Annotated in this window: 23 protein-coding genes and 2 pseudogenes; 16 read left to right on the forward strand and 9 right to left on the reverse strand. The window is 72.7% G+C overall.

Annotation, left to right across the window (positions count from 1 at the left end):
• Positions 1-77 precede the first annotated feature (77 nt).
• Positions 78-1997: a methylaspartate mutase subunit E gene (locus ACLJPY_RS04595; protein ID WP_410586745.1), complete on the reverse strand. Its 1920-nt coding sequence runs from the start codon at positions 1995-1997 to the stop codon at positions 78-80.
• Positions 1998-2223: 226 nt separating this feature from the next.
• Between ACLJPY_RS04595 and ACLJPY_RS04600 the strand changes: the two genes are divergently transcribed.
• The 10 genes and pseudogenes from ACLJPY_RS04600 to ACLJPY_RS04645 all read left to right on the forward strand — a co-directional run.
• Complete coding sequence (locus tag ACLJPY_RS04600; RefSeq protein WP_410586746.1) at positions 2224-3075, forward strand: phytanoyl-CoA dioxygenase family protein; 852 nt, start codon at positions 2224-2226, stop codon at positions 3073-3075.
• 16 nt (positions 3076-3091) lie between these two features.
• The gene (locus tag ACLJPY_RS04605) at positions 3092-3364 is read left to right on the forward strand and encodes an acyl carrier protein (RefSeq protein ID WP_410586747.1); all 273 of its coding nucleotides are present in this window, start codon (positions 3092-3094) and stop codon (positions 3362-3364) included.
• Positions 3361-4305, forward strand: coding sequence for an LnmK family bifunctional acyltransferase/decarboxylase (locus ACLJPY_RS04610; RefSeq protein WP_410586748.1), 945 nt, complete (start codon positions 3361-3363; stop codon positions 4303-4305). Before ACLJPY_RS04605 ends, ACLJPY_RS04610 begins: the two co-directional genes overlap by 4 nt.
• Positions 4302-4547, forward strand: coding sequence for an acyl carrier protein (locus tag ACLJPY_RS04615; protein WP_410586749.1), 246 nt, complete (start codon positions 4302-4304; stop codon positions 4545-4547). The genes ACLJPY_RS04610 and ACLJPY_RS04615 overlap by 4 nt, the downstream gene beginning before the upstream one ends.
• Complete coding sequence (locus ACLJPY_RS04620) at positions 4544-5782, forward strand: hydroxymethylglutaryl-CoA synthase family protein (RefSeq protein ID WP_410586750.1); 1239 nt, start codon at positions 4544-4546, stop codon at positions 5780-5782. Before ACLJPY_RS04615 ends, ACLJPY_RS04620 begins: the two co-directional genes overlap by 4 nt.
• Entirely contained in the window at positions 5773-6549 is a 777-nt protein-coding gene (locus ACLJPY_RS04625; protein ID WP_410586751.1) for an enoyl-CoA hydratase/isomerase family protein, read from the forward strand. The genes ACLJPY_RS04620 and ACLJPY_RS04625 overlap by 10 nt, the downstream gene beginning before the upstream one ends.
• Positions 6546-7304 carry an enoyl-CoA hydratase-related protein gene (locus ACLJPY_RS04630; protein WP_410586752.1) on the forward strand — a complete coding sequence of 253 codons (759 nt, stop codon included), beginning with the start codon at positions 6546-6548 and terminating at the stop codon, positions 7302-7304. The genes ACLJPY_RS04625 and ACLJPY_RS04630 overlap by 4 nt, the downstream gene beginning before the upstream one ends.
• Positions 7301-9010: a beta-ketoacyl synthase N-terminal-like domain-containing protein gene (locus ACLJPY_RS04635; protein ID WP_410586753.1), complete on the forward strand. Its 1710-nt coding sequence runs from the start codon at positions 7301-7303 to the stop codon at positions 9008-9010. The genes ACLJPY_RS04630 and ACLJPY_RS04635 overlap by 4 nt, the downstream gene beginning before the upstream one ends.
• A 73-nt stretch (positions 9011-9083) precedes the next feature.
• Positions 9084-9179 (forward strand): annotated as a pseudogene (locus tag ACLJPY_RS04640) (hypothetical protein); the annotation flags it as partial.
• Between the two features lie 114 nt (positions 9180-9293).
• Positions 9294-9422 (forward strand): annotated as a pseudogene (locus ACLJPY_RS04645) (IS630 family transposase); the annotation flags it as partial.
• Positions 9423-9461: 39 nt separating this feature from the next.
• Here ACLJPY_RS04645 and ACLJPY_RS04650 read toward each other — a convergent pair.
• Genes ACLJPY_RS04650 through ACLJPY_RS04660 form a run of 3 tightly spaced genes read right to left on the reverse strand, consistent with a single transcriptional unit; the run spans position 9462 to position 12653 of the window.
• Positions 9462-9710: an acyl carrier protein gene (locus tag ACLJPY_RS04650; RefSeq protein ID WP_410586754.1), complete on the reverse strand. Its 249-nt coding sequence runs from the start codon at positions 9708-9710 to the stop codon at positions 9462-9464.
• Complete coding sequence (locus tag ACLJPY_RS04655; RefSeq protein WP_410586755.1) at positions 9707-11617, reverse strand: amino acid adenylation domain-containing protein; 1911 nt, start codon at positions 11615-11617, stop codon at positions 9707-9709. The genes ACLJPY_RS04650 and ACLJPY_RS04655 overlap by 4 nt, the downstream gene beginning before the upstream one ends.
• A gap of 43 nt (positions 11618-11660) precedes the next feature.
• Entirely contained in the window at positions 11661-12653 is a 993-nt protein-coding gene (locus ACLJPY_RS04660) for a TauD/TfdA family dioxygenase (RefSeq protein ID WP_410586756.1), read from the reverse strand.
• 150 nt (positions 12654-12803) lie between these two features.
• Between ACLJPY_RS04660 and ACLJPY_RS04665 the strand changes: the two genes are divergently transcribed.
• Positions 12804-14054, forward strand: a complete 1251-nt coding sequence (locus tag ACLJPY_RS04665; RefSeq protein WP_410586757.1) for an MFS transporter — start codon at positions 12804-12806, stop codon at positions 14052-14054.
• A gap of 207 nt (positions 14055-14261) precedes the next feature.
• On the opposite strand, the gene ACLJPY_RS04670 is transcribed toward ACLJPY_RS04665, so the two are convergent.
• A complete protein-coding gene (locus ACLJPY_RS04670; RefSeq protein ID WP_410586758.1) occupies positions 14262-15650 on the reverse strand; it encodes a KamA family radical SAM protein in 1389 nt (462 codons plus the stop codon).
• Positions 15651-15769: 119 nt separating this feature from the next.
• Between ACLJPY_RS04670 and ACLJPY_RS04675 the strand changes: the two genes are divergently transcribed.
• The 3 genes from ACLJPY_RS04675 to ACLJPY_RS04685 are packed head-to-tail and all read left to right on the forward strand — an operon-like array spanning position 15770 to position 19781.
• Positions 15770-17365, forward strand: coding sequence for an amidohydrolase (locus ACLJPY_RS04675; protein ID WP_410586759.1), 1596 nt, complete (start codon positions 15770-15772; stop codon positions 17363-17365).
• 11 nt (positions 17366-17376) lie between these two features.
• Positions 17377-18987, forward strand: coding sequence for an apolipoprotein N-acyltransferase (lnt, locus tag ACLJPY_RS04680; protein WP_410586760.1), 1611 nt, complete (start codon positions 17377-17379; stop codon positions 18985-18987).
• 26 nt (positions 18988-19013) lie between these two features.
• On the forward strand, positions 19014-19781 hold the full coding sequence (locus tag ACLJPY_RS04685) for a polyprenol monophosphomannose synthase (RefSeq protein WP_410586761.1): 768 nt from the start codon (positions 19014-19016) through the stop codon (positions 19779-19781).
• Here the strand turns inward: ACLJPY_RS04685 and ACLJPY_RS04690 are convergent.
• The gene (locus ACLJPY_RS04690) at positions 19768-20520 is read right to left on the reverse strand and encodes a class I SAM-dependent methyltransferase (RefSeq protein ID WP_410586762.1); all 753 of its coding nucleotides are present in this window, start codon (positions 20518-20520) and stop codon (positions 19768-19770) included. The two genes, ACLJPY_RS04685 and ACLJPY_RS04690, sit on opposite strands and share 14 nt — an antisense overlap.
• Positions 20521-20546: 26 nt before the next feature.
• Here ACLJPY_RS04690 and ACLJPY_RS04695 point away from each other — a divergent pair, with 26 nt between their 5' ends.
• A complete protein-coding gene (locus tag ACLJPY_RS04695) occupies positions 20547-21350 on the forward strand; it encodes a PIG-L deacetylase family protein (RefSeq protein WP_410586763.1) in 804 nt (267 codons plus the stop codon).
• On the opposite strand, the gene ACLJPY_RS04700 is transcribed toward ACLJPY_RS04695, so the two are convergent.
• On the reverse strand, positions 21283-22032 hold the full coding sequence (locus ACLJPY_RS04700; protein WP_410586764.1) for a DeoR/GlpR family DNA-binding transcription regulator: 750 nt from the start codon (positions 22030-22032) through the stop codon (positions 21283-21285). The two genes, ACLJPY_RS04695 and ACLJPY_RS04700, sit on opposite strands and share 68 nt — an antisense overlap.
• A 48-nt stretch (positions 22033-22080) precedes the next feature.
• Between ACLJPY_RS04700 and ACLJPY_RS04705 the strand changes: the two genes are divergently transcribed.
• Positions 22081-22689, forward strand: a complete 609-nt coding sequence (locus tag ACLJPY_RS04705; protein ID WP_410586765.1) for an NUDIX domain-containing protein — start codon at positions 22081-22083, stop codon at positions 22687-22689.
• Between the two features lie 300 nt (positions 22690-22989).
• Here the strand turns inward: ACLJPY_RS04705 and ACLJPY_RS04710 are convergent, their stop codons facing one another.
• Complete coding sequence (locus ACLJPY_RS04710; RefSeq protein ID WP_003081521.1) at positions 22990-23337, reverse strand: RNA polymerase-binding protein RbpA; 348 nt, start codon at positions 23335-23337, stop codon at positions 22990-22992.
• A gap of 226 nt (positions 23338-23563) precedes the next feature.
• Positions 23564-24325, reverse strand: a complete 762-nt coding sequence (locus ACLJPY_RS04715; RefSeq protein WP_410586766.1) for a thymidine kinase — start codon at positions 24323-24325, stop codon at positions 23564-23566.
• Positions 24326-24331: the final 6 nt, after the last annotated feature.

Consider the following 24331-nt stretch of genomic DNA (forward strand, 5'->3'; position numbering starts at 1 on the left):
GGGATGAGACTATTTCCTTCGTCCGGCGAGACTCAAGAGCGGGAAAGAAGCGAACTTTTCGATCGCGGAAATGCGGTTCACCGCAGTGGCCAGTCGTCGAACTCGCCGTCCGCGATCCGCCGGATGTCGGCGGACACCAGTTCCACGGGACCAGCCCGCCGTCCGGACGGCTCGCGGCCGATGCGTTCCCGCACCCGCTCGCGGTGGAACCGTTTCAGCTCGGCGGAGAGGGGCAGCCTGCCGGGGACGAGCAGGCGGACGGCGCCGCGGCTGTCCCGCAGTCCCAGCACTTCGCCCCGGTTGTCCGTGTTAGGGGCGAAGGGGATGTCGAGCAGGCCCAGCTCGAAGGCCTTCACGACGCTCGCGGCCACGCTGTCCGCGCACGTGAGCACCGCGTCGAGCAGCTGACGGCATTCCTCGCGGAGGACCCGTTTTTCGAACTCCACGGCCGCGTGGTCGAGCTCCAGCGGGCTGGCCGCGCGGATCGCCCGCCGGGCGATCCCGATGGCCGCGGCGTTTTCGCCCGCGCCGGGAATGCCCCACGCCTCCGCCGTAGTCTTCAGCATCACCCGCCCGCACCCGGCGAGGCGGGCGGTGACCGCCGACCCGTGCAGGAGCGCGCGGGCTTTGGCCGGTTCGGCCGGGAAGGCACCCATGTACTGGTGGAACACCGTGGTCACCTGGACGTTCCGGTGCCCGCTGCCGTCGAGCAGGTCGTGCGCCAGCTCGGCCAGCACCTGGATCGCCGCGACGTCCTGCGGGCGGTATCCCTGCTCGGCGTAGCCGAGGCTCACGGACCGGACGCCCTGGGTGACCGCCAGGAGCATCTCGAGCAGTACCGTCACGATCGCGAGGCAGGGCGGGAGCAGTGTCGCGGTGAGCACGCCGAAGAACTCGCGGTCGAGCACGATGCCGTAGCGCTCGGCGTACCAGCCGGTGAGCCGGTCGACGTACTGCCAGGCCGGCACCGACTCGGCGAGCGGGTAGTCCTTGTAATACGGGATGTTGTAGGTGATCGCGCCGCCTTCGAAGGCGGTGACGCCGCCGGCGTAGGAGATCTCGGCGAGCAGCCGCGGATCGCGGGTGCTGTGCCGGGCCTGCAGCGGGACCGGCACCCCGGTGGCGATCCGCCGCAGCGTGGGCACACCGTGGTTCACCATCGGGAAGCCGTTGAGCACCGATCGCGTCGCGCTGCTGCCGAGGATGCCCTCCGCGGCGCCCGGGTAGTCGTTGAGCCGGGTGAGCGAGTCGACCTGGTAGGACAGCACGTCGGCGCCGGCGGCACGCAGCCGGCCGAACAACCGCCGCTGCCCCGCTTCGGTGGCGACGCCGCATCGGGGCTGCAGCAGGGGAAGCCCGCCCGCCCGCGCGGCCTGGAGCGCGGCCAGCGACGGCCGCCGGGCGAGGAAGCTCGCGTTGTCGTCGAGGTCCGCAGCGCCGGCGCCGGTCCGCCAGTGCGTGAGGACCTCCCGCCGGGTGCGCAGCAGGTCCCGGTCGTCGAGCTTCCGGTCGTCGGGCGGGGCGAGCGGACGGCGGGTCGTGGGTCGCGCCACCTGGGGCGGGGCCCGCCGCGGTTCGACCCCGGCGAGGTCGGCCTCCAGGCAGCGCAGGACTTCGCCGAAGCCCACGTACTGCGGGAACACGCGGTGGAACCCGAGTTCGCGGAAGTGGCGGACGAGCTCGTCGGCCGGCGTCGAGACGGCGAGGTTGCCGCCGATGTACCACAGTGCACCGTCGTCCCCGTACTCCTTGCGGAGCTCCGGGAAATCCCGGGTGTAGAACCGGCCGTGGCCGTCCAGAGTGGACATCATGACGACGTCGACCGCCGGGCCGGCGTCGAAGAACGCGCGCAGGTCGTTCTGCGTGCGGAGGTCGACCACTTCGTAGCCGTGTTCGGCCAGCGCGTGCCGGAGGAGGAACAGGCCGATCGAATGGGAGTCCGCGCCGACACCGCCCAGAGCGATCCGGTGGCGTCGGCCGGTGACCTCGTCGGGCACGCGACCTCCTAGCGACGGGATGGCCGGACGGTGCCAGAAACGCTAAGGACGTCCGCGCACCGGGGTCAATACCGCGAAAATTGCATCGAATTGCGTTCATCATGATTATTCGGAACGTGCGTTTCCCGTTGGAACCGCAGGGTCCTGCCGCTAGTGTGGAATCGGTTCATCCCGGCCGGGCGGCCGCCGGTTCGCGCATTGTCCGTTCTTCTGAGAGGGGTTTACCGTGCTTTCCGATGCCGACAAGTTTTTCTTCGACGTGAACGGATACCTGGTGATCGAGGACGTCCTCGAACCCGAGCTGCTCGCCGAGCTGAACGACGCGTTCGACCACGGCGGTGAGCGCATCGGGGAGCTCGGCTTCTCGCTCGCGCAGAACGCGGGCCGGTTCGAGGCGCAGCACCGCCGCACCGAGTTCGACGCGCCGTTCAACTGGCCCGAGCCGTGGGGCCCGATGTTCCGCCGCCTCGTCGCCCTGCCCCGGACGGTCGAGCTGATGCTGGAGACCGTCGGCGACGGTTTCCGCTACGACTCGATGAAGGGCACGATCATGACGCCCGGCACCGAGGGATTCCGGCTGCACGGCGGTGGCGGGCGGCCCGGCGACCTGCGGTTCTACCAGGTGCTGAACGGCCGGATCCGCAACGGGCTGATGAACATCGCCTACGCCGTCACCGACGTGCACCCCGGCGACGGCGGGTTCTGCTGCATCCCGGGCAGCCACAAGGCGAACTTCGAGCCGGCCGCGGAGATCCTCGAGCTGACCCACGGGGCCGAGCACGTGCGGCAGGTGCCGCTGCGGGCCGGTTCGGCGGTGATCTTCAGCGAGGCACTGATCCACGGCACGCTGCCGTGGACCGGCGAAGCGGACCGGCGCACCCTGTTCGTCCGCTACTCGCCGGGCGCGCTGATGTTCCGGTACGAGCCGATGCCCGCGGACTACGAGACGTACGCCGACGAGCTGACCCCCCTGCAGCGGGCCATCTTCGAGCCGCCGCACTTCAACGACCGGCCGAAGCTCGCCCAGCTGCTCGCCGAGGAGCTGGAGCGGACGCAGCCGGTCGCCGCCGAGCGCTGAGCACGGAGGTCTTGCCATGGCTGTCACGGCAGACGCCGAAGTGATCCGCGAACAGCTGCGCGCGCTGATCGCCGAAGTCCTCTACTGCGAGGTGGCGGAGGTCGGCGGGGACACGCCGTTCGCGGACCTCGGCTTGGACTCGGTGCTCATCGTGGAGTTCGTCGCGGAGCTCAACTCCCGGTACCCGGTCGGCGAATCGGTCGATTCGCTCTACGAGCACCCGACCCTGAACCTGCTCGCCGAGCACGTGTCGGCCCGGGTCGGGCACGAGGGGAGCACCGGGCCGTGAGCACGGACAACGCGGTGCGGACCGCGCCCGGCTGTTCGACGCGCCGGGTGACGGTGACGCCCGGCATGTGCGGCAGCGGTGCGCTGCTGTTCGGGCGGCTGGGGGACTGGACCTGGGAAGCCGTGCGGGAGGCCTGCCGGACGAACGTCTTCCAGGCGCGCACCGCGTCGGGCGCACCCACGTACCTGTCGTTCTACTACTTCCACATCCTCGGCGACCGCGGGCTCGACCCCTATCGGCTCACCTTCGGCGACGAGCTGGAGGTGACGTCCCGCGTGTTCGACTTCGGCCGCAGCTCGGTGCTGACCCTGCACCGGCTGGCCCGCCCGGACGCCGGCGTCGTCCCGGGCGAGCTGGCGGTCGAGGAGCTCTTCGAGCGGCGGCGGCCGGGGTGCGCCTACGTCCAGAACTTCAACCGGTGGATCAGCCGGGGCCGCACGGGAAGCAACCACGGGCTCGTCGAAGCCACGCCCGCCGGGTTCGAGCACACGCACCTGCCGCGGCTGCCCAGCGTGCATTCGCCCCGGGAGCTGTGCGGCATCGCGCGTCGCACCGGAAGCTTCCACCCGGACGGCGTCCCCGGCTTCAGCCCGGCCGGCCCGGTCGCCGTCACGACGTACCGGCTCGACCCCGTCCGGGACATCAACGGCGTCGGGCTGACCTACTTCGCGGCGTACTTTTCCCTCGTCGACACCGCGTTGCTCGACTGGTGGCGGCGGGCGGGCCGGACCGATCGGCAGTTCCTCGGCCGCGGCCTGCTGGAGCACCGCCTCGGCTACTTCGGGAACGCCGACGTCGGGGCGACCCTGGCGATCAGCCTGCGGGTCTGGCGCAGCGACACGGCCCCGGACGTGGAGCTCGCGGACGTCGCGGTCCGCGAGGCAGGCTCGGACCGGCTGCTCGCCGTCGCGTCCGTCCGGCTCCGGACGGTGCCGGAATGACCGAGGCACCCGTGCGCAGCGCACTGCTGGCCGTGCTCGCGGAGATCCTCCCCGGCCTGTCACCGGCGGAAGTCACCGACGACAAGACACTGGACGAGCTCGGCGCGGATTCGGTGGACCGGGTGGAGATCGTCACCGGACTGGTGCACCGGCTGGGCCAGGACCGCTCGATCGCCGCGCTCGCGGACGAACCCGACATCGGCCGCCTGATCGCGCGCCTGAGCGAGGGGAGTGCCGGGTGACGGCGAGGGCGACCGGGATCGAAGACCTCAACGTGTACTGCGGACTGGCGCGGATTCCCTCCCGGCTGGTGGCCGAGCGGCGGGGACTGGACCTGCGCAGGTTCGCGAACCTGATGATGTCCGCCCGGTCGGTGCAGCTGCCATGGGAGGATCCGGTCACCAACGCCGTGAACGCGGCCCGCCCGGTGGTCGAGGCCCTGGGCCCGGCCGGGCGTGACCGGATCGAGCTGCTGGCTGTCTCCACGGAATCCGGGCTCGACTACAGCAAGTCGGTCGCTTCGTACGTCCACCGCCACCTCGAGCTGCCGCCCCGGTGCCGGATGCTGGAGGTCAAGCAGGCCTGCTACGGCGCGACCGGGATGATCCAGCTGGCCGCGGGCTACCTGGCCCGGCGCGGCGACGGGGCGAAGGCACTGGTGATCGCGACCGACGTGAACCCGATGGACGAACACGCGCGGTACGCGGAGGCGACCACCGGCCACGGCGCCGCGGCCGTGCTGGTGGGTGCACCGGAGGTGCTCGCCCTCGACGGAGACGCCGTCGGGCTGTGGGGCTTCGAGACGATGGACACCTCCCGCCCGCGCCCGGACCTGGACGTCTACCACGCCGACCGGTCCCTGCTGACCTACCTCGAATGCCTCACCGGCAGCTACCGCGAGTTCGTCCGCAAGGTGCCGTCCACGGAGTTCGCCCGGTCGTTCGACTACCTCGTGCTGCACAGCCCGTTCGGCGGCATGGTCAAGGCGGCGCACCGCAAGCTGATGCGCGAGACCTGCGAGGCGACGACGACCGCCGCGATTGCCGACGACTTCGCCCGGCGGGTGGCGCCTTCGCTCACCTACGTCGCCGAGGTGGGCAACATGTTCTCCGGTTCGCTGTACCTCGCTCTGGCCGGCCTCCTCGGTTCCGCGCCGCCGTCCGCCTCCGCCGGGGCCCGGCTCGGGCTGTACTCCTACGGCTCGGGGTGCGCGTCGGAGTTCTTCGGCGGCGTCGTCGGTCCGGACGCGGCCGGCAAGCTGGCGGCCCGGCGCATCGGTGACCGGCTGGCCGCCCGCCGGACGCTTTCGTTCGAGGAGTACGAAGAGCTCGTTCCGCGGAACCGGGCCTGCCTGGTGCCGGTCGCCGACCGCGAGGTGGACCTGTCGGACGTCGACGGCTTCGCGGGCGCGGCCGGCGGGCCGGTGCTCGTGCTCGAATCCGTCGAGGGCTACCACCGGAAGTACACATGGCGGTGACGGCGAACGAGGCGGCGCCCGGCCGGACGGACGCGGTCGTGGTTGCGCACCCGCGGCCATCCGTCATCCGCGTGACGCTCGCCGGTCACGGCGGCCACCGGCTCGACCGGGACACCGTGTCCGCGCTGCTCGCCGCGGTGGATCAGGCGGAAGCCACGCCGGGAGCGCGGGTGCTCGTGCTCGACGCGGCCGGGGAGACCTTCTGCGCCGGTCTCGCGCTCGACGAGCTGGCCGGCGACGCGTGGCGGCCCGTCATCGCGGCGGTGCACCGGCTGCTCTCCCGGCTCGTGCGGTCGCCGCTGGTCACCGTCGCCGTGGTGGACGGCGCCGCGATCGGCGGTGGGGTCGGCCTGGCCGCGGCCTGTGACCAGGTGATCGCCGGGCGGCGGGCCCGGTTCCGGCTGACCGAGGTGGTGCTCGGTCTCGTACCTGCGCTGGTGCTCCCGCTGGTGGTCCAGCGCGCCGGTCCGGCGAAAGCCCTTTCCCTGGCCTTGACGGCTCCCGAGCTGCTTGCGCCGGATGCGCTGGCGTGCGGCCTGGCCGATCAGCTGGCCGACGACGCGGAGCGCGCGCTGAACGCGCTGCTGGCCCGGCTGCGGGCCACGGACCCGCGCGCGACGAGGGCGGTGAAGAGCTACCACGCCGCTTTGACGGAGCGGGGACCCGCTCCGGAGCCGGTCGTCATGGCGCTGCTCGCCGAGCGGTTCGCGGATCCGGGCACCCGGACGCGATTGGCCCGGTTCGGTGGCACCGGGAGGAGCTCGTGACCGCCGAACCCGTCGAAGTCTCCGTGGATCCGCCGCTGGCCGTCGTCCGCTTCGACGACGGCCCCGGACGCAACCGGCTGGCGGAACGGCCGCGTGCCGCGCTGGTCGGGGCCGTGCGCCGGGCCGGGGCCGACCAGCGGGTCCACGCCGTGGTCCTGGCCGGGCGAGCGGACGTGTTCTGCGCCGGCGCGCCGGCGTCGCGCATGCTCGCCGGCCACGAGGAGCGCGTGGTGGCGATGGTCGAGCTGGTTCGCGCGGTCGTGGACTGCCCGGTGCCGGTCGTGGCGGCCGCACGGGGACACGCGCTCGGCGGCGGCCTGCTGCTGGCGCTCTACGCCGACATCGCGGTGCTGAGCGAACGGTCCCGGTACGCGACTTCGTTCACGCGGTTCGGGTTCACCCCCACCCTCGGCGCGACCTACCTGGTGCCTGCCGTGCTCGGCCGCGCGCTGGGCACGGAGATGCTCTACACCGGCCGCGGCTACAGCGGCCGCGAACTCGCCGCCCGCGGAGCCGGCGTGCAGGTGACCCGCCACGACGAGGTCGAGCCGGCGGCGTTGCGCGCGGCGCGGCTCGTGGCCGGGGCCCCGCGCCGCACCGTGGAGCTGCTGAAGGCGGAGCTGGCCGGACCGGTCCGCCGGGCCGCGGCGGCGGCGTTCGAGCGGGAACTGCCCGCGCACGAGCTGACTATCGGCGCGGCCGTGGCACGGGCGCGCATCCGGGAGCTCGCCGGCGCCGAAGGAGATCCGGCGTGAGCGGCCCGGCGGAACCGGTCGCGATCATCGGGATGTCCTGCCGCGCGGCCGGCGTGGCGACGCTCGAGGAGCTGTGGCAGGTGTTCGCGGCGGCCGAGCGGCGGTTCGGGCCGGTGCCCGAGGGCCGGTGGGCCGGGCTCGACACCACCCGCTGGCCCCGGCCCCGTGCGTCCCTGCTCGACCGGGCCGACCGGTTCGACGCGGCGTTCTTCGGCATCGCGCCGCGCATGGCGGCCTGGCTGGACCCGCAGCACCGGATGGTGCTGGAGCTGGCCTGGGAGGCACTCGAGAACGCCGGCCACGATCCGGAGTCGTTCGACGGCGAGCCGGTCGGCGTCTGGGTGGGGGCGTTCCTCTCCGACTACCGTGAGCGCATCGCCGCGGCGGGCCGTGCGGACGCGGCCGCGTTCCCCGGCACGCTGGGCGCGTTCGCCGCGAACCGCGTCTCTCACCAGCTCGGGTTGACCGGGCCGAGCATGGTGGTCGACACGGCGTGTTCGTCGGGTCTCACCGCGCTCGCCGCGGCGGCCGCTTCGGTGCGCGGCGGCGAATGCCCGATGGCCGTGGTCGCCGCCCCGAGCATCGGCTCGGCCGGGTTCTACGGCAACGGCGCGGTCCTCGGCGGGGCGTTGTCCTCCGGCGGCGACTCGACGCCGTTCAGCGCCACCCGCGACGGGTACGTCCGCGGCGAGGGCGGGGCGTGCGTGGTGCTCAAGCGGCTCGACGCGGCCCTCGCCGACGGCGATCCCGTCCACGCCGTCCTCCGCGGAGCCGGGGTGGCGCACAACGGCCGCGGCGGCGGTCTCACCGGGACGGACGCGGCATCGCAGGTGCGCCTGCTCCGCCGCACGGCCGGGGCTGCCGGATGCACCTTCGCCGATCTGGGCTACCTGGAGGCCCACGGCACCGGCACCCCCGCCGGGGACCGGGCCGAGCTGGCCGCCGTGGCCGAGCTGCTGCGCACCGCGCCGCCGCCCGCCGGTCCCGGGCGCCGCCTCTGGGTCGGTTCGCTCAAGGCCAACATCGGCCACCTGGAAGCGGCCTCCGGCCTGCTGGGACTGGTCAAGTGCGCACTGGTCCTCCGGCACGGCGTCATCCCGCGGATCGCCGGCCTGGCGGCCGCGGATCCGGACCTCCCCGCCGATCCGGCGCTGGCGATCGCCGTCCGCGACGTGGCCTGGCCGCCGGGGCCGGTGCCCCGGCTGGCGGCCGTCAGCTCGTTCGGGCTCGGTGGCGCGCTGGCCCACGCGATCCTCGAGGAGCCGCCCGCCCGCGCGACGGCGAAGGAAGCCGGGACGTACGTGGTGCCGTTGTCGGCCGGCAGTACCGCGGGACTGCAGACGTTCGCCGGGCGCCTCCGCCGCGCGCTGGCGGCCCACCCCACGCCGAGCCTGGCCTCCGTGGCCTGGACGTTGCAGCAAGGCCGTCCGCCACGCCCGGTCCGCCGCGTCGTGGTGGCCGGCAGCATCCCCGAGCTGATGGCCGGGCTCGACCGACTCGCCCGCGGCCAGGACGACAAGCCGCGCCCCGGTACGAGCCAGGAGAACCTCGGCGACTGGCTGTCCGGCCGCCCGTACGACTGGCGCTGGACCGGGCCGGAACCGGGCCGGATCGCGTTGCCGAGCGCACCCTTCGAAGGACGCTCCCACTGGTTCGACCGAGATCTCCCGGGACCGGCCGAGCACGGCTGGTGTCGTGAGTCTTAATTCCGTGGCCAGTGTCGAGGATGCTGTGTCGCGGATTGTGTTGCGCTGCGCGGACGGCGGCTCGAACTCGGAAGTGGCCGCGGAGTTCGGGGTGAAGTGTCACACCGTGGCGAAGTGGCGGTCGCGGTTCGTCTCCGACGGGCTGGAGGGCCTGTCGGCCGAGCCGCGGCCGGGCGCGCCGCGCACGGTCACCGACGAGCGCGTGGAAGCGGTGATCGTGAAGACCCCGGAGCCATCGACCGGACCCGCACCCACACTGTCGATCATGCCCACCACACCGGCGCGAATGACCCACGACTACGTGCGCCACGGCACGACGAGCTTGTTCGCCGCGCTGAACCTGGCCACCGGGTCGGTGATTGCCCAGCACCACCGCCGGCATCGGCATCAGGAGTTCCTGAAATTCCTCAAGCACCCCAGGCCGCCGTCGAGGAACTTCGGAGGCGCGACCCTAGCCGGGCTGGGCGAGCTGGTGGATCTTCACGATCGTCTCGGCGAGGGTGTCGTAGGAGTCGAGGTCGGTCGGCTTGACCTGGATGCCGGCCTGACGCAGCGAACGGCTGAGCTCGACGACGTCGAGGGAGTCCAGCCCGATGTCGACGAGCATCAGGTCGTCCGGCGCCTGCTCGCTCACCGTGTCGAGGGTCCGCAGCCAGGTGCGGACGAACTCCTCGATCGACGCCAGGGAGGGGGAACTCATGCGGGGTGCTCCTTCGGGAAGTGCTCGCTCGCCAGCGCGTCGGCCAGCTTGGCCACAGTCGGGTTCAGGTAGAGGTCACGGGCGGGGACCGTCGCACCCAGCTCGCTTTCCACGGCGGCGAGCAGCCGCGCCGCCAGCAGCGAATGCCCGCCCAGCTCGAAGAAGTCGTCGTCGATGCCGACCGGCTCCACCTCGAGCACGTCCGCCCAGAGCTGGGTGAGCCGGTACTGCAGGGCGGTCCGCGGCGGGACCAGGTCGGCGGCGATGGCGCGGGGCGCCCGCGACAGGTGCGGCAGCGCCCCGTGGTCGACCTTGCCGTTGCGGGTGAGCGGGAGGTCCGCGCGGACACCGACGGCCGCCGGGACCAGGTGCTGCGGCAGCCGCTCCCGGAGGTGGGCCCGCAGCCGCAGCCCGAGGTCGGCGAGGTCGGCGGCGACGCCCGGCGCCGGGGTCACGTAGGCCAGCAGCCGGTCGCCGTCCGGGCCGCGCTGGGCGACCGCGGCGGCGAGACCCACTTCGGGGTGGCGGGCGAGCACCGCCTCGACGTGGCCCGGTTCGACGCGGTAGCCGCGGATCTTGACCTGGCGGTCCGCGCGTCCGACGAACTCGAAACCGCCGTCGGGAAGCTGCCGGACCAGGTCACCCGTCCGGTACACCCGCTGCCCGGCCTGCCCCGGCAGCGGGCTGGCGACGAACCGTTCGGCCGTGGCCGACGGCCGCCCGGCGTATCCCCGGGCCAGCCCGGCGCCGCCGGTGTAGAGCTCGCCGACCGCGCCGCGGGGCACCGGACGGAGCTGCTCGTCCAGGACGGCGACCGACGTGCCGCGGATGGGCGCGCCGATCGGGACCCGGTCGCCCACCGGCGCCTCGCGGGTGGTCCAGCAGGTCGTGAACGACGTGTTCTCGGTCGGTCCGTAGCCGTTGGTGAACCACAGCCCGGGGTGCTTCGCCAGGACTTCGCGGACGTGCGGGGCCGACGCGGCCTCGCCGCCGGTGAGCAGGTGACGCACCGGCCCGAAAAGGTCCGGTTCCCGGGTGACGAGCTGGTTGAACAGGCCGGTCGCCAGCAGCAGGACCGTCACGCCGTGCCGGTGCACCGCCGGCCCGATCTCGTCGAGCCGGGTGGGCGGGCCGGGCAGGACGATCAGCCGGGCGCCGTTCGCCAGCGGTGCCCAGAGCTCGATGGTCGACGCGTCGAACATCACCGGGGCGAGCTGGAGGAAGACGTCCGAGGGACCGAACCGCGCCCAATCCGGCCCGCGGACGAGGCGGGCGACGCCGCGGTGGGTGACCGCGACTCCCTTCGCCCGGCCGGTCGAGCCGGACGTGTAGCTGACGTAGGCGAGCGAGTCGGGCGGCAGCGGGCGAGGAGCGGCCGGCTCGGTGACAGCGTCGGCGGAGACCTCGACGACGGTCACGTCGTCCGGCAGCCCGGCCGCGGAGACGTCTTCGACCAGAACGTGCTTCACGTGCGCATCTGCGAGCAGCTCGAGCCGGCGCCCAGGTGGGTCTTCCGGATCGAGGGCGAGGTAGGCGGCCCCGGCTTTCAGGACGCCCAGGAGCGCGGCGGCGAGTTCGGTACCGCGGTGCCGCAGCACGCCGACGACGGCGCCGGGCCGCACGCCTCGCTGCCGCAGGGTCGCGGCGACGGCTTCGGCGCGGTCGTCGAGTTGGCGGTAGGTCAGCGTGGTGTCCCCGCAGGTGACGGCCGGCGCGTCCGGCGCGGCCGAGACGTGGTCGGCGACCAGTTCGGGTATCGACCGCGCGGGCTCGGCGGGCGGGCCTCCGTCGGCGACCGGGTCTCCGGCGCCGGGCACGGAGACCGGACGGCCCGGGGCGCGGCCTGCGCCGGCGAGCGCCGCGGGGTGCCCGGGACGCTCGGCGTCCCGGGTTCGGGATTCGGGCATGCCTCTCCAACCGCCGTCGGGAACAGGACTTTCCGGTGGGCGTTCAGCGCTGCGCCGGGGTGAGCCCGAGCAGCCGCGCCGTCCGGGGCAGCACGCGCGGGCGCGGCATGGCGGCGCGGACCACGTCGGGCACCGCGCGGATCGCGTAGCACCGCCGGAGCCAGCGGTCCCGGCCGTCGTAGCGCGGCCGGAACGGAGTCCGCCCGTGAACGACGAAATTGTTGTTGAGCACCGCGAGCTGCCCCGGCCGCAGCTTCAGCCGGACACTCGTTTCGTCGAGCCGCCGGTCGAGCAGCCGCCGTGCCGACTCCGCCGCCTCGTCGAGCCCGGTCGTGTTGTGCGTATTGAACCGGATCGTCGGGGTGGCGGCGGGGCCGCCGAGCACCGGGTGGGGTGCCGAACACGGACGCCGTCCGGTGCCGTCCAGGCCGAAGGACGTCGGGTAGAGGCTGTGGAACCGGGGTTCCCGCAGCACGGGAACCAGGTCCGCCGGAATCCCGTCCAGGGCCGGGCGGACGGGTGCCACCCGAAGGGCGGCCACGCCGTCGTGGTCGGCACGGAGGCAGAAGAGCGCGACGTGGTCGGGGCGCAGGGGGTGGTGGACGTTCTCGGTGTGGAGCCCGAGGTGGTCCGCGCCGACGTTCTCGATGAAGGTTTCCTTGCCCGGAACGGGACACACGTCGTGCACGAGGGCGCCGCCCTTCTCGTCCTCGTAGCCGACGAGCCCGCCGAGGTAGTCGGCCACCAGGAACAGCATGGCCGCGGTCCAGTCCGTTTCGGGCAGTGTCGGGCGTTCGCCCGTGGGGCTGTCGGGCAGGGGACCGAGTGAGCCCGCGGGGAACACGTCGAACACCCGGAAACCGAATTCGTCGGCGGGCGAAGCCACCGCCCGGAGCTGGTTCCGGAAAGTGCCCGGCAGCCGCTCGGGGAATGTGTTCGGCAGATCGGGGAGCACGGCGGCGGCCGCGCTGGCGGCGGCGCGGACGGCGGAACTCTCCGCTTCGGTGAGCGAACAGCGGAAGCCTTCGACTCTCACGTCATCTCCTTGGCGGACACCGGAATGCCATTCGGACACTAGGTCGGCGGCCCACCGCGGGCAATATTGCGAAAATTGGTGATATTGCGCTCGACGTGCGGTTGTGGCCGGGTCGCGGCCGTAACCGTCCCTGCCGCTAGGATCGGTTCGGTGAGGGGAGAAACGAAAACCCGGTCGTTGTGGCGGCACCGCGATTTCATGGTGCTCTGGGCGGGTCAGTCGCTCAGCCTGATCGGTTCGCAGGTCACCGTGCTCGCCCTGCCGTTGCTCGCCGTCGGCGTGCTCGACGCCTCGGCGTTCCAGGTCGGGCTGCTGACCACGTTCGGCACGCTGCCCTGGTTGATCGTCTCGCTGCCGGCGGGCGTGGTCGTCGACCGCACGCGCAAGCGCTCGCTGATGCTGTGGTGCGACGTGGCCCGCGCGCTGATCCTGGCTTCCGTGCCGCTGGCCCAGCTCTTCGGCGTCGTGACGATCTGGCAGCTGTACGCGGTGTCCCTGCTGTCCGGGGCCTGCGCGGTGTTCTTCAACGCGGCGTACCTGAGTTTTCCGCCCACCCTGCTCGAACGCGGCCAGCTCGTCGACGCCAACAGCAAGATCAGCACCGCTTCGGCGGCGGCGAACGTCGTCGGCCCCGGCGCGGCCGGTTTCCTGATCGGCCTGCTCGGCGCGGCGGCCGCGGTGACCGTCGACGCGGTGTCGTACGTGGTGAGTGCGGTGTCCCTGCTGCTCGTGCGGCACCGGGAGCCGCCTCCGGCGGCGCACGCGGAGGAGGGGCACGGGTTCTGGCGGCAGCTGACGGCCGGCCTGCGGCTCGTCGTCGCCGACCGGTCGCTGGTGTTCATCACGTTCGCCAACAGCTTCGGCGGGTTCCTCGTCGTGGGCATCACGACGATCTGGGTGCCCTACGCGGTACGCGGGCTGGGCTGGCCGGCCCAGGCGGTGGGGACGGTGATGGGTGTCGGCGCGGTGGGCGGGCTGGTCGGCAGCCTGCTGGCGAAGACGCTGATCGAGCGGTTCGGTCTCGTTCCGGTCCTGCTGTACGGGCCGATCGCCTTCGCGCCGGGCCAGATCGTCGCCGGCCTGGTCCGCCCCGGCCTCGCCGGGATGATCGCGGTCGCGGCGGGTTTTTCGCTGACCCTGGGCGCGGTCCTGGTCTACAACATCGCCCAGCGGTCGTACCGGCTCCAGTCGTGCCCGCCCGACCGGATCGGCCGGATGAACGCGGCGGTGAACTGGCTGCAGTGGGGTTTGCGCCCGCTGGCAGGCCTGGCGGCCGGCGGCCTGGGCACCTGGCTGGGCCTCCGGCAGACGGTGCTGGTCTTCGCCTGTCTGCTCCCGTTGTGCGCGGTGGCGCTCTGGGTGTCCCCGCTGCGAGCCACCCGCCACCAGCCGGTCGGCTGACGGCGGGTGGCCGGTCGGGCGCCACCGTCCACGGAGGACTCTCCAGCCGGTGCCGTTCACACCCCGGTGACCGGGTGGCGTGTTGGCGGGTGGGAGCCGGTGGCGGAGGTGCCGATCCCGTCTTCGCAGAACACCCTGACCGGCGACCGTCCTGGGCGCGAACGACGTGTGGGCCGTCGGTACCTCTTCGACGTTGTCGTGTCGGCGTCAGCTCGACCGGTTCGCCCACCAGGTCTGCCCGGCCTCCGGCAACGTCGAGATCGGGTCGTAGTACGGGTACCGCCGCTGCAACGCCTCCGGGTCCTCCAGCTCGATCCCGGTCCGGTAGTTCTTGGTCCAGTACGAAATCCCCAGCTCCCGGTCGTACTCGGCCAGCTGGTGCACCCACCGCTTCCCGACATACGGCACGTCGCACACGATCCGCGGCGTCGCGTACCCAGGCAGGTACCCCATGATCGCGTGCTGCAGCTCCTGGGCCTCCCACACCGAAACCCGCCAGTGCTCCGCGTTCGGGATCATGTCGCACATGTAGAAGTAGTACGGCAGGATGTTCGCTTCCCCTTGCAGCGCAAAGCACAGGTCCAGCAGCGCGGCCGGGGTCGCGTTCACGCCGCGCATCAGCACGCCCTGGTTGCGGACGTCGCGGACACCCACGTTCAGCGCCGTCTGGGCCGCTTCGGCCACCAGGGGCGTCACCGACTGGGCGTGGTTGACGTGGGTGTGGATCGCCAGGTTGACGCCGCGGCGCTGGGCCGTCACCGCGACGCGCTCGAGGCCTTCGACCACCTTCGGCTGGATCCAGTGCTGGGGGAGCGCCGCCAGGGCCTTCGTCGCCAGGCGGATGTCGCGGACCGTCTCGATGTCCATCAGGCGCATCAGGAACGACTCCAGCTGCGGCCACGGCACGTTGGCCACGTCGCCGCCGGAGACCACCACGTCGCGCACGCCCGGGGTCTTCTTCAGGTAGGCGATCATCGCGTCCTGGCGGTCGACCGGCTTGAGCGTCAGCTTGTGCTTCTCGACCGTCTCCGTCGAGTTGCCGACCAGGTCCATGCGGGTGCAGTGGCCGCAGTACTGGGGGCAGGTCGAGATCATCTCGGCCAGCACCTTCGTCGGGTAGCGGTGCGTGAGGCCCTCCACCACCCACATCTCGGCCTCGTGCAGGGAGTCGCGCTCGGAGTGCGGGTGGCTCGGCCAGACCGGATCGCGATCGCTGCGGACCGGCAGCATGTAGCGGCGGATCGGGTCGGCGTAGAACGCCTCGGTGACCTTCGCCGGGTCGGTGCCGGCCGTCGGGGCCATCGTGTTGAGCATCTGCGGGGGCAGCAGCATCGACATCGTCGCCAGCTCGCGCTGGTCGGCGAGCAGGTCGTCGTAGAAGCGCTCCTCCAGCAGGTCGCCCATCAGCGCGCGCAGCTGCTTGGCGTTGCGGACGCAGTGCACCCGCTGCCACTGCGCGTCCCGCCACTCGGCCTCGGTGACGTCGTGCCAGCCGGGGAAGCGGCGCCAGTCGGGTTCCACCAGCTCGGCGCGGGCGTACTCGTAGGGCTGGTCGAAGGCGGCGGCAGGCGTCACAGGTTCCTGGATCGCAGTCACTTGTACTCCTAGTCGTCGGGAACGCGTTAAATTATCCTGTCATATCGTCGTCACGGAGTAAATCTTCCTGTGTGTCGGGTCGTTGTCCCCCACGTGGACGCAGGGGGGAGACTCAAGGTGTGACGGACGAACACACGACGCTCCTGCTCGGCGGGCGCATCTACACCCCCGCCGGTCCCGACGCGACGGCGATGGCGGTCACCGGCGGCACCGTGGTCTGGGTCGGGCAGGACGCCCCGGCCCGCGCCCTGCACCCGGACGCCGAGGTCGTCGACCTCCAGGGCGCCTTCGTCGCCCCCGCGTTCGTCGACGCCCACGTCCACGCCACCGCCACCGGCCTGCACCTGACCGGTCTCGACCTCACCGGCGTCCGCAGCGGCGCCGACCTGCTCGCCCGCGTCCGCGAATCCGCCGGGGACGGCCAGGTCCTGCTCGCCCACGGCTGGGACGAGACGACCTGGGCCGACCCGCGCCTGCCCAGCCGCGCCGAACTCGACGCCGCCGCCGGGGGTGCGCCCGTCTACCTCAGCCGCGTCGACGTCCACTCCGCGCTGGTCTCCACGGCGCTGGTCGAGCTGGCCCCGGCCGCCCGCGCCGCCGAAGGCTGGTCGCCCGACGGCCCGCTGACCCGCGCCGCCCACCACGCCGTCCGCGCGGCCGTGCGCGCCGCCGTCACCCCGCAGCAGCGCGAGCGCGCCCAGCGGGCGTTCCTCGCCGAGGCCGCGCAGCGGGGGATCGTCAGCGTCCACGAATGCGCCGGCCCCGACATCTCCGGCCGCGACGACCTCGCCGCCCTGCTCGCCCTCGCCGGACCGGACACGCCCGAGGTCGTCGGCTACTGGGGCGAGCTCGGCGCCGTCGAAACCGCCCGCGAGCTCGGCGCCCGCGGCCTGGCCGGCGACCTGTTCGTCGACGGCGCCCTCGGCTCCCACACCGCCGCCCTCACCCGGCCCTACGCCGACCACCCCGGCGAAGGCACCCTCTACCTCGACGCCCACCGCATCGCCGACCACCTCACCGCCTGCACCGAAGCGGGGCTGCAGGCCGGCTTCCACGTCATCGGCGACGCCGCGGCCGCCGAGGTCGTCGAAGGCTTCCGGCTGGCCGAGAAGGAAGTCGGGCAGCGCGCACTGGCCGCCCGCCACCACCGGCTCGAGCACCTGGAAATGATCACCCCCGAACAGGCGAAACAGCTGGCCGGCTGGGGCGCGGTCGCCTCCGCACAGCCGCTGTTCGACGCGCTCTGGGGCGGCCCGGACGGCATGTACGCCGAACGCCTCGGCGCGGACCGCGCGGCCGGGCTCAACCCCTTCGCGACCCTGGCCGCCGAAGGCGTCCTGCTCGCCTTCGGCTCCGACGCGCCGGTGACCCCGCTGGACCCGTGGGCGAGCGTCCGCGCCGCGGCCTACCACCGCACACCCGGCGCGGGCCTGTCCCCGCGGGCGGCGTTCACCGCCCACACCCGGGCCGGGCACCGCGCCGCGGGGGTCAACGACGGCGTCACCGGCAGCCTCGTCCCGGGCGCGCCCGCCCACTACGCGATCTGGGACGCCACCGACCTCGTCGTGGCCACCCCGGACAGCCGCGTGCAGCGCTGGTCCACCGACCCGCGGGCCGGCGTGCCGCCGCTGCCGAGGCTCGAACCGGACGCCGCCCTCCCGCGGTGCCTGCGCACGGTCCGCGCGGGTGCGGTCATCCACGACGCCATCACCTAGAGTTCGGGCCTGTGGCAGTCACCGTGGCGGACCCCGAACCGGGCGCCCCGCACCAGCCCGCCCGCACGCGGCGGTTCCTCCGGCCCGGGCTCCTGCGCACCCTCGTGGCCCTTGTCTCCGGATTCGCCTTCTACCTCAGCTTCGCCCCGCGCCCGCTGTGGTGGCTGGCGCCCCTGGCCTTCGCGGGGTTCGCGCTGGTGCTGCGGGGACGCCGGTTCCGGGCCGGCTTCGGCTACGGCTTCGCGTTCGGGATCGTGTTCTTCCTCCCGCTGCTGACCTGGCTGCTGGACTTCCTGGGCCCCGACTTCGGCCCGTGGCCGTGGCTGGGCCTGTCGTTCGCGCTGGCGCTCTACCACGGTCTCGCCGGCGGGCTGATCACCCTGGTGTCGCGGCTGCCGGCCGCGCCGCTGTGGGGCGCGCTGGTGTTCGTCGCGCTGGAAACCCCGCGCGCGTGGTTCCCCTTCGGCGGGTTCCCGTGGGGTCGCGTGGCCTTCAGCCAGCCCGAGGGCGCGTTCCTGCCGCTCGCCTCGATCGGGGGTGCCCCGCTGGTCGGCCTGGCCGTCGTCCTGACCGGGTTCTGCTTCGCCGCACTGGCCGCCCGGCTGCGGGAGGTGCGCAAGCTCGCCCGGCCGGTGGCGTTCGCCGCCCTCGGCACGCTGCTGCCCGTCGTCGCGGGCCTGGCGCTGTGGCCGTCGATCGGCACCGGCCCGCAGGACGGCGAGCGCACCGTCGCCACCGTCCAGGGCAACGCCCCGGACATCGGGCTCGCCCTGCAGGGGGAGCGGGCCGTGCTGCGCGACAACACCATCGCCGAAAGCCGGCGGCTCCTCGCCGCCGTCCGGGCCGGGCAGGTGCCCGCACCGGACCTGGTCGTGTGGCCGGAGAGCGCCACCACCGTCACCGGCCCGGACCTGCAGGTCGACCAGCTCGTCGCGAACTTCGGCGCGCCCGCCCTGATCGGGGCGATCTACCGGCTGCCCGACGGCCACCTGCAGAACTCCGTCATCGCCTGGGACCCGCGCACCGGGCCCGGCCGGCGCTACGCCAAGCAGCAGCTGGTGCCCTTCGGCGAGTACGTCCCGGCCCGCAAGGTCGCCGAGCTGGTCACCCCGTTCCTCGACAACGAGACCGTCGACATGGTCCCCGGCGACGGCGCCAACCAGGCCATGGCCGTCGCCGGCACCAGGGTCGGGGTGTTCATCTGCTACGAAACGGCGTTCGACTACCCGGCCCGCGACGCCGTGCGCGACGGCGCCGAGCTGCTCGTCGTCCCGACCAACAACGCCTGGTACGGCGAAAGCGAGATGAGCGTGCAGCAGCTGGCGATGTCCCGGTTGCGGGCGGTCGAGCACAGCCGCGCCGTCGTGGTGTCGGCGGTCTCCGGCGTCAGCGCGATCATCGCCCCGGACGGAACGGTGACCAGCTCAACGGGCCTTTTCACGGCGGATTCCCTGGTCGGGCGCGTGCCGTTGCGGACGCAGACTACGCTGTCGGATCGACTAGGTGCGTGGACGGAGTACGGGCTGCTGGCTCTGGCGATCGCCGGGGTGGCCGGTGGGCTCGTACTCCGTTTTCGCACCCGGCGCAGCAGCGCCGGCACGGCAGGGGAAGCGGCGGACTGACCGCCGCGGATATCGGAGGAGCACGGATGTCGCAGGCGCCGCGGGGGGCCCGGGAAATCGAGCCGGTGCTGGTGGTGATCCCGACCTACAACGAGCGGGAGAACCTCGGCCCGATCCTGGATCGCCTGCACAAGGCACTCCCGGAGGTGCACGTGCTCGTGGTGGACGACGGCAGCCCCGACGGCACCGGCGAGCTCGCCGACGAGCGCGCGGCGGCCAACGACCACGTCCACGTGCTGCACCGCACCGAGAAGGCCGGCCTCGGCGCCGCCTACATCGCCGGGTTCCGCTGGGGCCTGGCCCGGGAGTACAACACGATCGTCGAGATGGACGCCGACGGCTCGCACGCCCCGGAGGACCTGCCCCGGCTGCTGGACGCGGTCGGCGACGCCGACCTGGCCATCGGCTCCCGGTACGTGCCGGGCGGCGCGGTGGTGAACTGGCCGCTCAAGCGCCAGGTCCTCTCCCGCGGCGCGAACGTGTACTCGCAGGTCGCGCTGGGCATGCGCACCCGCGACATCACCGCCGGGTTCCGCGCCTACCGCCGTCCGGTGCTGGAGAAGCTGGCGCTGGACGAGGTCAACTCGCACGGCTACTGCTTCCAGATCGACCTGACGATCCGCACGGCCGACGCCGGGTTCGAGATCGTCGAGGTGCCGATCACCTTCACCGAGCGCGAGATCGGCGAGTCGAAGATGGACGGCTCGATCATCGGCGAGGCGTTCCTGCGGGTGGCCAAGTGGGGCGCCGAGCGCCGCTGGCACCAGCTGCGCAAGCTCCTCAAGCGCGCCTGAGCCGCGCGGTCACGAGCCAGGCCCGGGCACCGAGGAGCACTCCCTCGGCCGTCTGGTGCGCGGCGAACGCCTCGCGCAGCCGCGGCACCGCCTGCTCGTCCCCGGCGGCGAGCAGCTGCCGGACGTCCAGCAGGCCGAGGGCGAACCCGCACGCCGTCACGGGGTCCGGACCGTAGCAGACGGGGTCGCGCAGCTCGGTGCACCGGACGTCGGTGAAGCCGGCGCCCTCCAGCAGGGTTCGCGTGTGGCCGGGGTCACCGAGGGAGAAGTGCGGGCCGGCGGGCGGCGCGGGGGTGCCGGGTGCGATGGCGTCGTGGAGCACCGAGTACCACTCGTTGCGGTCACGCTCCTGCCACACCAGCAGGACCAGGCGCCCGCCGGGCCGCAGCGCGCGGGCGAGGTTGGCGAACGCCGCGGGCGGGTCCGGGAAGAACATCGCGCCGAACCTGCTGAGGACGACGTCGAACGCGGCCGCGGGAAAGGGGTGCGTCTGCGCGTCGGCCACGGCGAAGTCCGCTCCGCCGAGTTCGCGGGCCCGCGCGATGGCTGCGGCGGAGAGGTCGATGCCCAACGCGGTCCCGCCGTCCTCGGCGGCCTGGCGGGTGGATTCGCCGGTGCCGCAGCCGACGTCGAGGACCTGCTCGCCGGGGTGCACCGCAGCCGCCGCGCGGAACCGCTCGTTCTGGCGGCGGACCTCTTCGTCGAAGACCGCCGCGAACCTGACCCGGTGTTCGCTCACGCCGTTTTCTCCCGTTCTCGGCCATCATGGGGCCGGTGACGACCATCGTGGCCTTCCACGCCCACGCCGACGACCCGGTCCTGCTCAGCGGCGGCACCCTGGCCCGCGCCGCGGCCGACGGGCACCGGGTGGTGGTCGTGGTGGCCACCGACGGCATGGCGGCCGAGCACCCGACTCCGCGCTGGGCCGAGCTGGAGGCCGCTGCGGCGATCCTCGGCGTCCGGCGCGTCGTGCACCTGGGTTACGCCGACAGCGGTCACGGTCCCGTGCTGTACGCCGACCCGCCCGGGCGGCAGCGCTTCGCCCGTACTGACACCGAGGAGGCCGCGCACCGGCTAGCGGCGCTGCTGCACGAGGAGCGCGCCGACCTGCTGCTGGGCTACGACGGCAGCGGCGGCTACGGGCACCGCGACCACGTGAAGGTGCACGAAGTCGCCCGCCGGGCGGCCCGGCTGACCGGCACGCGGCTGCTGGAGGCGACCCTGCCGCGGGACTTCGCGGTGCGGTTCGTGCGGGTGGTCCGGGCGCTGCGGATCCCGTTCGACTACGACGCCGAGACCCTCGAGCACGCCTACAGCCCGGCCGCGGCCGTCACCCACCGCTTCGACGTGCGGCGGTTCGCCGCGCGCAAGCAGGCGGCGCTGGCCGCGCACGTGTCCGACGTCCGCGGCCCCGGCCGGCTCTCGGCGGTGCTGCGGCTGCTGGTGTGGCTGCCGGCGCCGCTGTTCGGCGTGGTGGCGGGCCGCGAGTGGTTCGTCGAGGTCACGCCCGGAGAATCGGCACGCCCCGGCTTGCAAGTTCCTGCACGTTCTTCTCTTCGGCGTCGGTGACGATCCCGGCGACGTCGGCCAAGGGCAGCACGCCGAACCGCGACGCCGCGCCCAGCTTCTCGGCGCTGGCCAGCACGTAGGTGTCGGCCGCGCGCCGGGCCAGGGTGCGCTTCATCGCGGCTTCCTCGGCGTCGCCGGTGGTCAAGCCGGCGTCGGGGTGCACGCCGGTGACGCCGAGGAGGAAGACGTCGGCGCTGATGGCCTGGGCGGCTTCGGCGGCGGCCGCGCCGCAGGTCACGGCGGAGTGCCGGAACAGCCGCCCGCCGAGCAGGAACACCTCGACGCCGTGGTGGTCCAGCAGGGCGACCGCGACGGTCGGGCTGTGGGTGACGACGGTGGCCTCGAGGTCTTCGGGCAGCGCCTTCGCGACGGCGAGGGTGGTCGTGCCGCCGTCGAGGATGACCGTGGAGCCGGGCTGGACCAGCCCGGCCGCGACCGCGGCGACCCGGTCCTTGCCGTCGACGGCGATGGTGGTGCGGCCGGCGTAGTCGGCGACGGCGGGGGAGACCGGCAGCGCACCGCCGTAGACGCGCTGGCAGAGCCCAGCGGCGGCGAGGTCGCGCAGGTCACGGCGGATGCTGTCCTCCGACACGCCGAGCTCGGCCGCGACGTCCTTGGCCAGCACCTTGCCGTCGGCGGCGAGCCGGACCAGCAGCAGTTCACGGCGTTCCCCGGCCAGCATGCACGATCCTCCTTGTTTCTTCCGAGTCGTGCACATTATGGTCGCGGCATGACCTCTTCGACAAGCCTGTCCCGCAACCCCCGCGTCCGGGTCACCAACGTGGAGCTGCTGTCGTCGGCCTGGTACGTGCTGCGCCGCACGACGTTCGACTACCAGCACGCCGACGGCCGCTGGACGACCGAGCAGCGCGAGACCTACGACCGCGGCAACGGCGCGACGGTGCTGCTCTACGACCTCGAAGGCGGCACGGTCCTGCTCACCCGCCAGTTCCGCTACCCGGTCTACGTCAACGACCACCCGGACGGCATGTTCGTCGAAACCGCCGCCGGCCTGCTGGACGCCGACGACCCGGAGACGGCGATCCGGCGGGAGGCGGAGGAGGAGACGGGGGTGCGGATCGGCTCGCTGGAGCACGTGTTCGACGTCTACACGAGCCCGGGCTCGGTCACCGAACGCCTGCACTGCTACGCGGCACCCTACGACCCCGCCGACCGCGGCACCGGCGGCGGCCTAGCGGAAGAGGGCGAAGACATCGAGGTCCTCGAGCTCCCGTTCGCCAAGGCGCTCGAGATGATCGGCACCAGCGAGATCGCGGACGCGAAGACGATCATGCTCCTGCAGTGGGCCGCCCTCCACGGCCCGTTCCGCACCACCTGACCCGCACCCAAACAGTCGGCCCGCGTACCCGGAGGGTCGGCCTGCGTACCTGGACAGTCGGCCCGCGTACCTGAGGGGTCGGCTTGCGTACCGGGGGAGTCGGATCGTGCACCGGACGGGTCGGCTGGTGTCCGACCGTCCAGGTACGCCAACCGACCCTTCCGGTACGCAGGCCGACCCTCCAGGGACGCAGGCCGACTGTTCCGGGGTCCCGGGCATGCGAAAGGCCCCCGCGGGGGGAGGTCGCGGGGGCCTTTCCGTTGTGGTGGGAGCTTGGCTACTGGGCCGAGTTCCAGAAGGTCACGCCGACCGGGAGGTCCGGCGGCCCTTCAGCTCGGCGAGACGTTCGTTCAGCAGGTCCTCGAGCTCGGGGATCGTGCGCCGCTCGAGCAGCATGTCCCAGTGGGTGCGCGGCGGCTTGACCTTCTTCTGCTCGGGCTGCCCGCCATCGACGATCTCCGATTCGCTGCCGTGCAGGCGGCACTCCCAGACCGTCGGGATCTCGGCGTCGTCGGAGAACGGCACCTCGAACTCGTGGTTCTTCGGGCAGGCGTAGCGCACGGTGCGGCGTGGAGCGAGGTCGTGGTTGCGGTCGGTCTCGTAGCTGACCGCTCCCAGCCGGCTTCCACGAAGAACACGGTCGGCCATGATGGGGGTCCTTTCAGTCAGCTCCGGGGTGGAGCCAGGGTGTTGCTCACCCTATGCAACGACCCGGGGCCCCGGAGGATTCCCGGACCACCATGTCGTTGCTCACGATGAGCTGCGTCACCCGCCTGCATCAGCTTCTCCTAGTAGGAGGCGTTTCGCGCTCTGGCGTGACGTCAATACGGCCTCTTAGTGCTGATATCCCCCGGATGGGCTACTCGCGTCTCGGTCAGGTCAACCGTAACTGACCGTGATGAGCGGTAACCGGCCCCAAGTCACCCGATCGAAAGTGGCGGCGACACAATACCTGATAACGCACAGTAGCAAATTCAGCCTCAAAACGTGCTGAAGCTGAAGTTTCGACTATGGATTGTTCGGTATCTGCCACCACGACGGTGTCACCCTCACGCACCACCTCGCCGTCGACCACCCGCGCGTTGAACCGCCCGGGCAGCCCGCACCAGCACAGCACCTCCACCTGAACCGGCTGCAGCTCGTCCGCCAGTTCGAACAGACGAGCGGCCCCCGGGAACAACCGGCTCCGGAAGTCCGTCGCGATCCCGAAGCAGTAGACGTCGATCTCGACCTCGTCGGCCAGCTCCGCCAGCTGGTCGACCTGACCGGGGGAGAGGAACTGCGCCTCGTCCACCACGACGTAGTCCACGTGCCGGCCCTGCGCCCACTCCTGCCGCACCAGATCCCGCACGTCGGTGTCCTCACCGACCTCCACCGCCTGCCGGGTCAGCCCGATCCGGCTCGAGATCTGCGGCGCCCCCGACCGGTCGTGGCGCACCAGCACCAGCCCCCGGCGGCCCTGCCGCGCGTGGTTGTGGTCGATCTGCAGCGCCAGGGTCGACTTCCCGCAGTCCATCGGCCCGTAGCAGAACTTCAGCCTGCCCACCGGCGGCGTCCCGCGGCGCGAACCGGCCGCGGGAACCGACGACAGGGCATCGGTGGGATCAGCGCCGGCGGCGTCGTTGAGCAAGGTCACGACGCC

Origin of the sequence: Amycolatopsis sp. lyj-23, assembly GCF_046549135.1 — a bacterium.
Taxonomy (GTDB): Bacteria; Actinomycetota; Actinomycetes; order Mycobacteriales; family Pseudonocardiaceae; genus Amycolatopsis.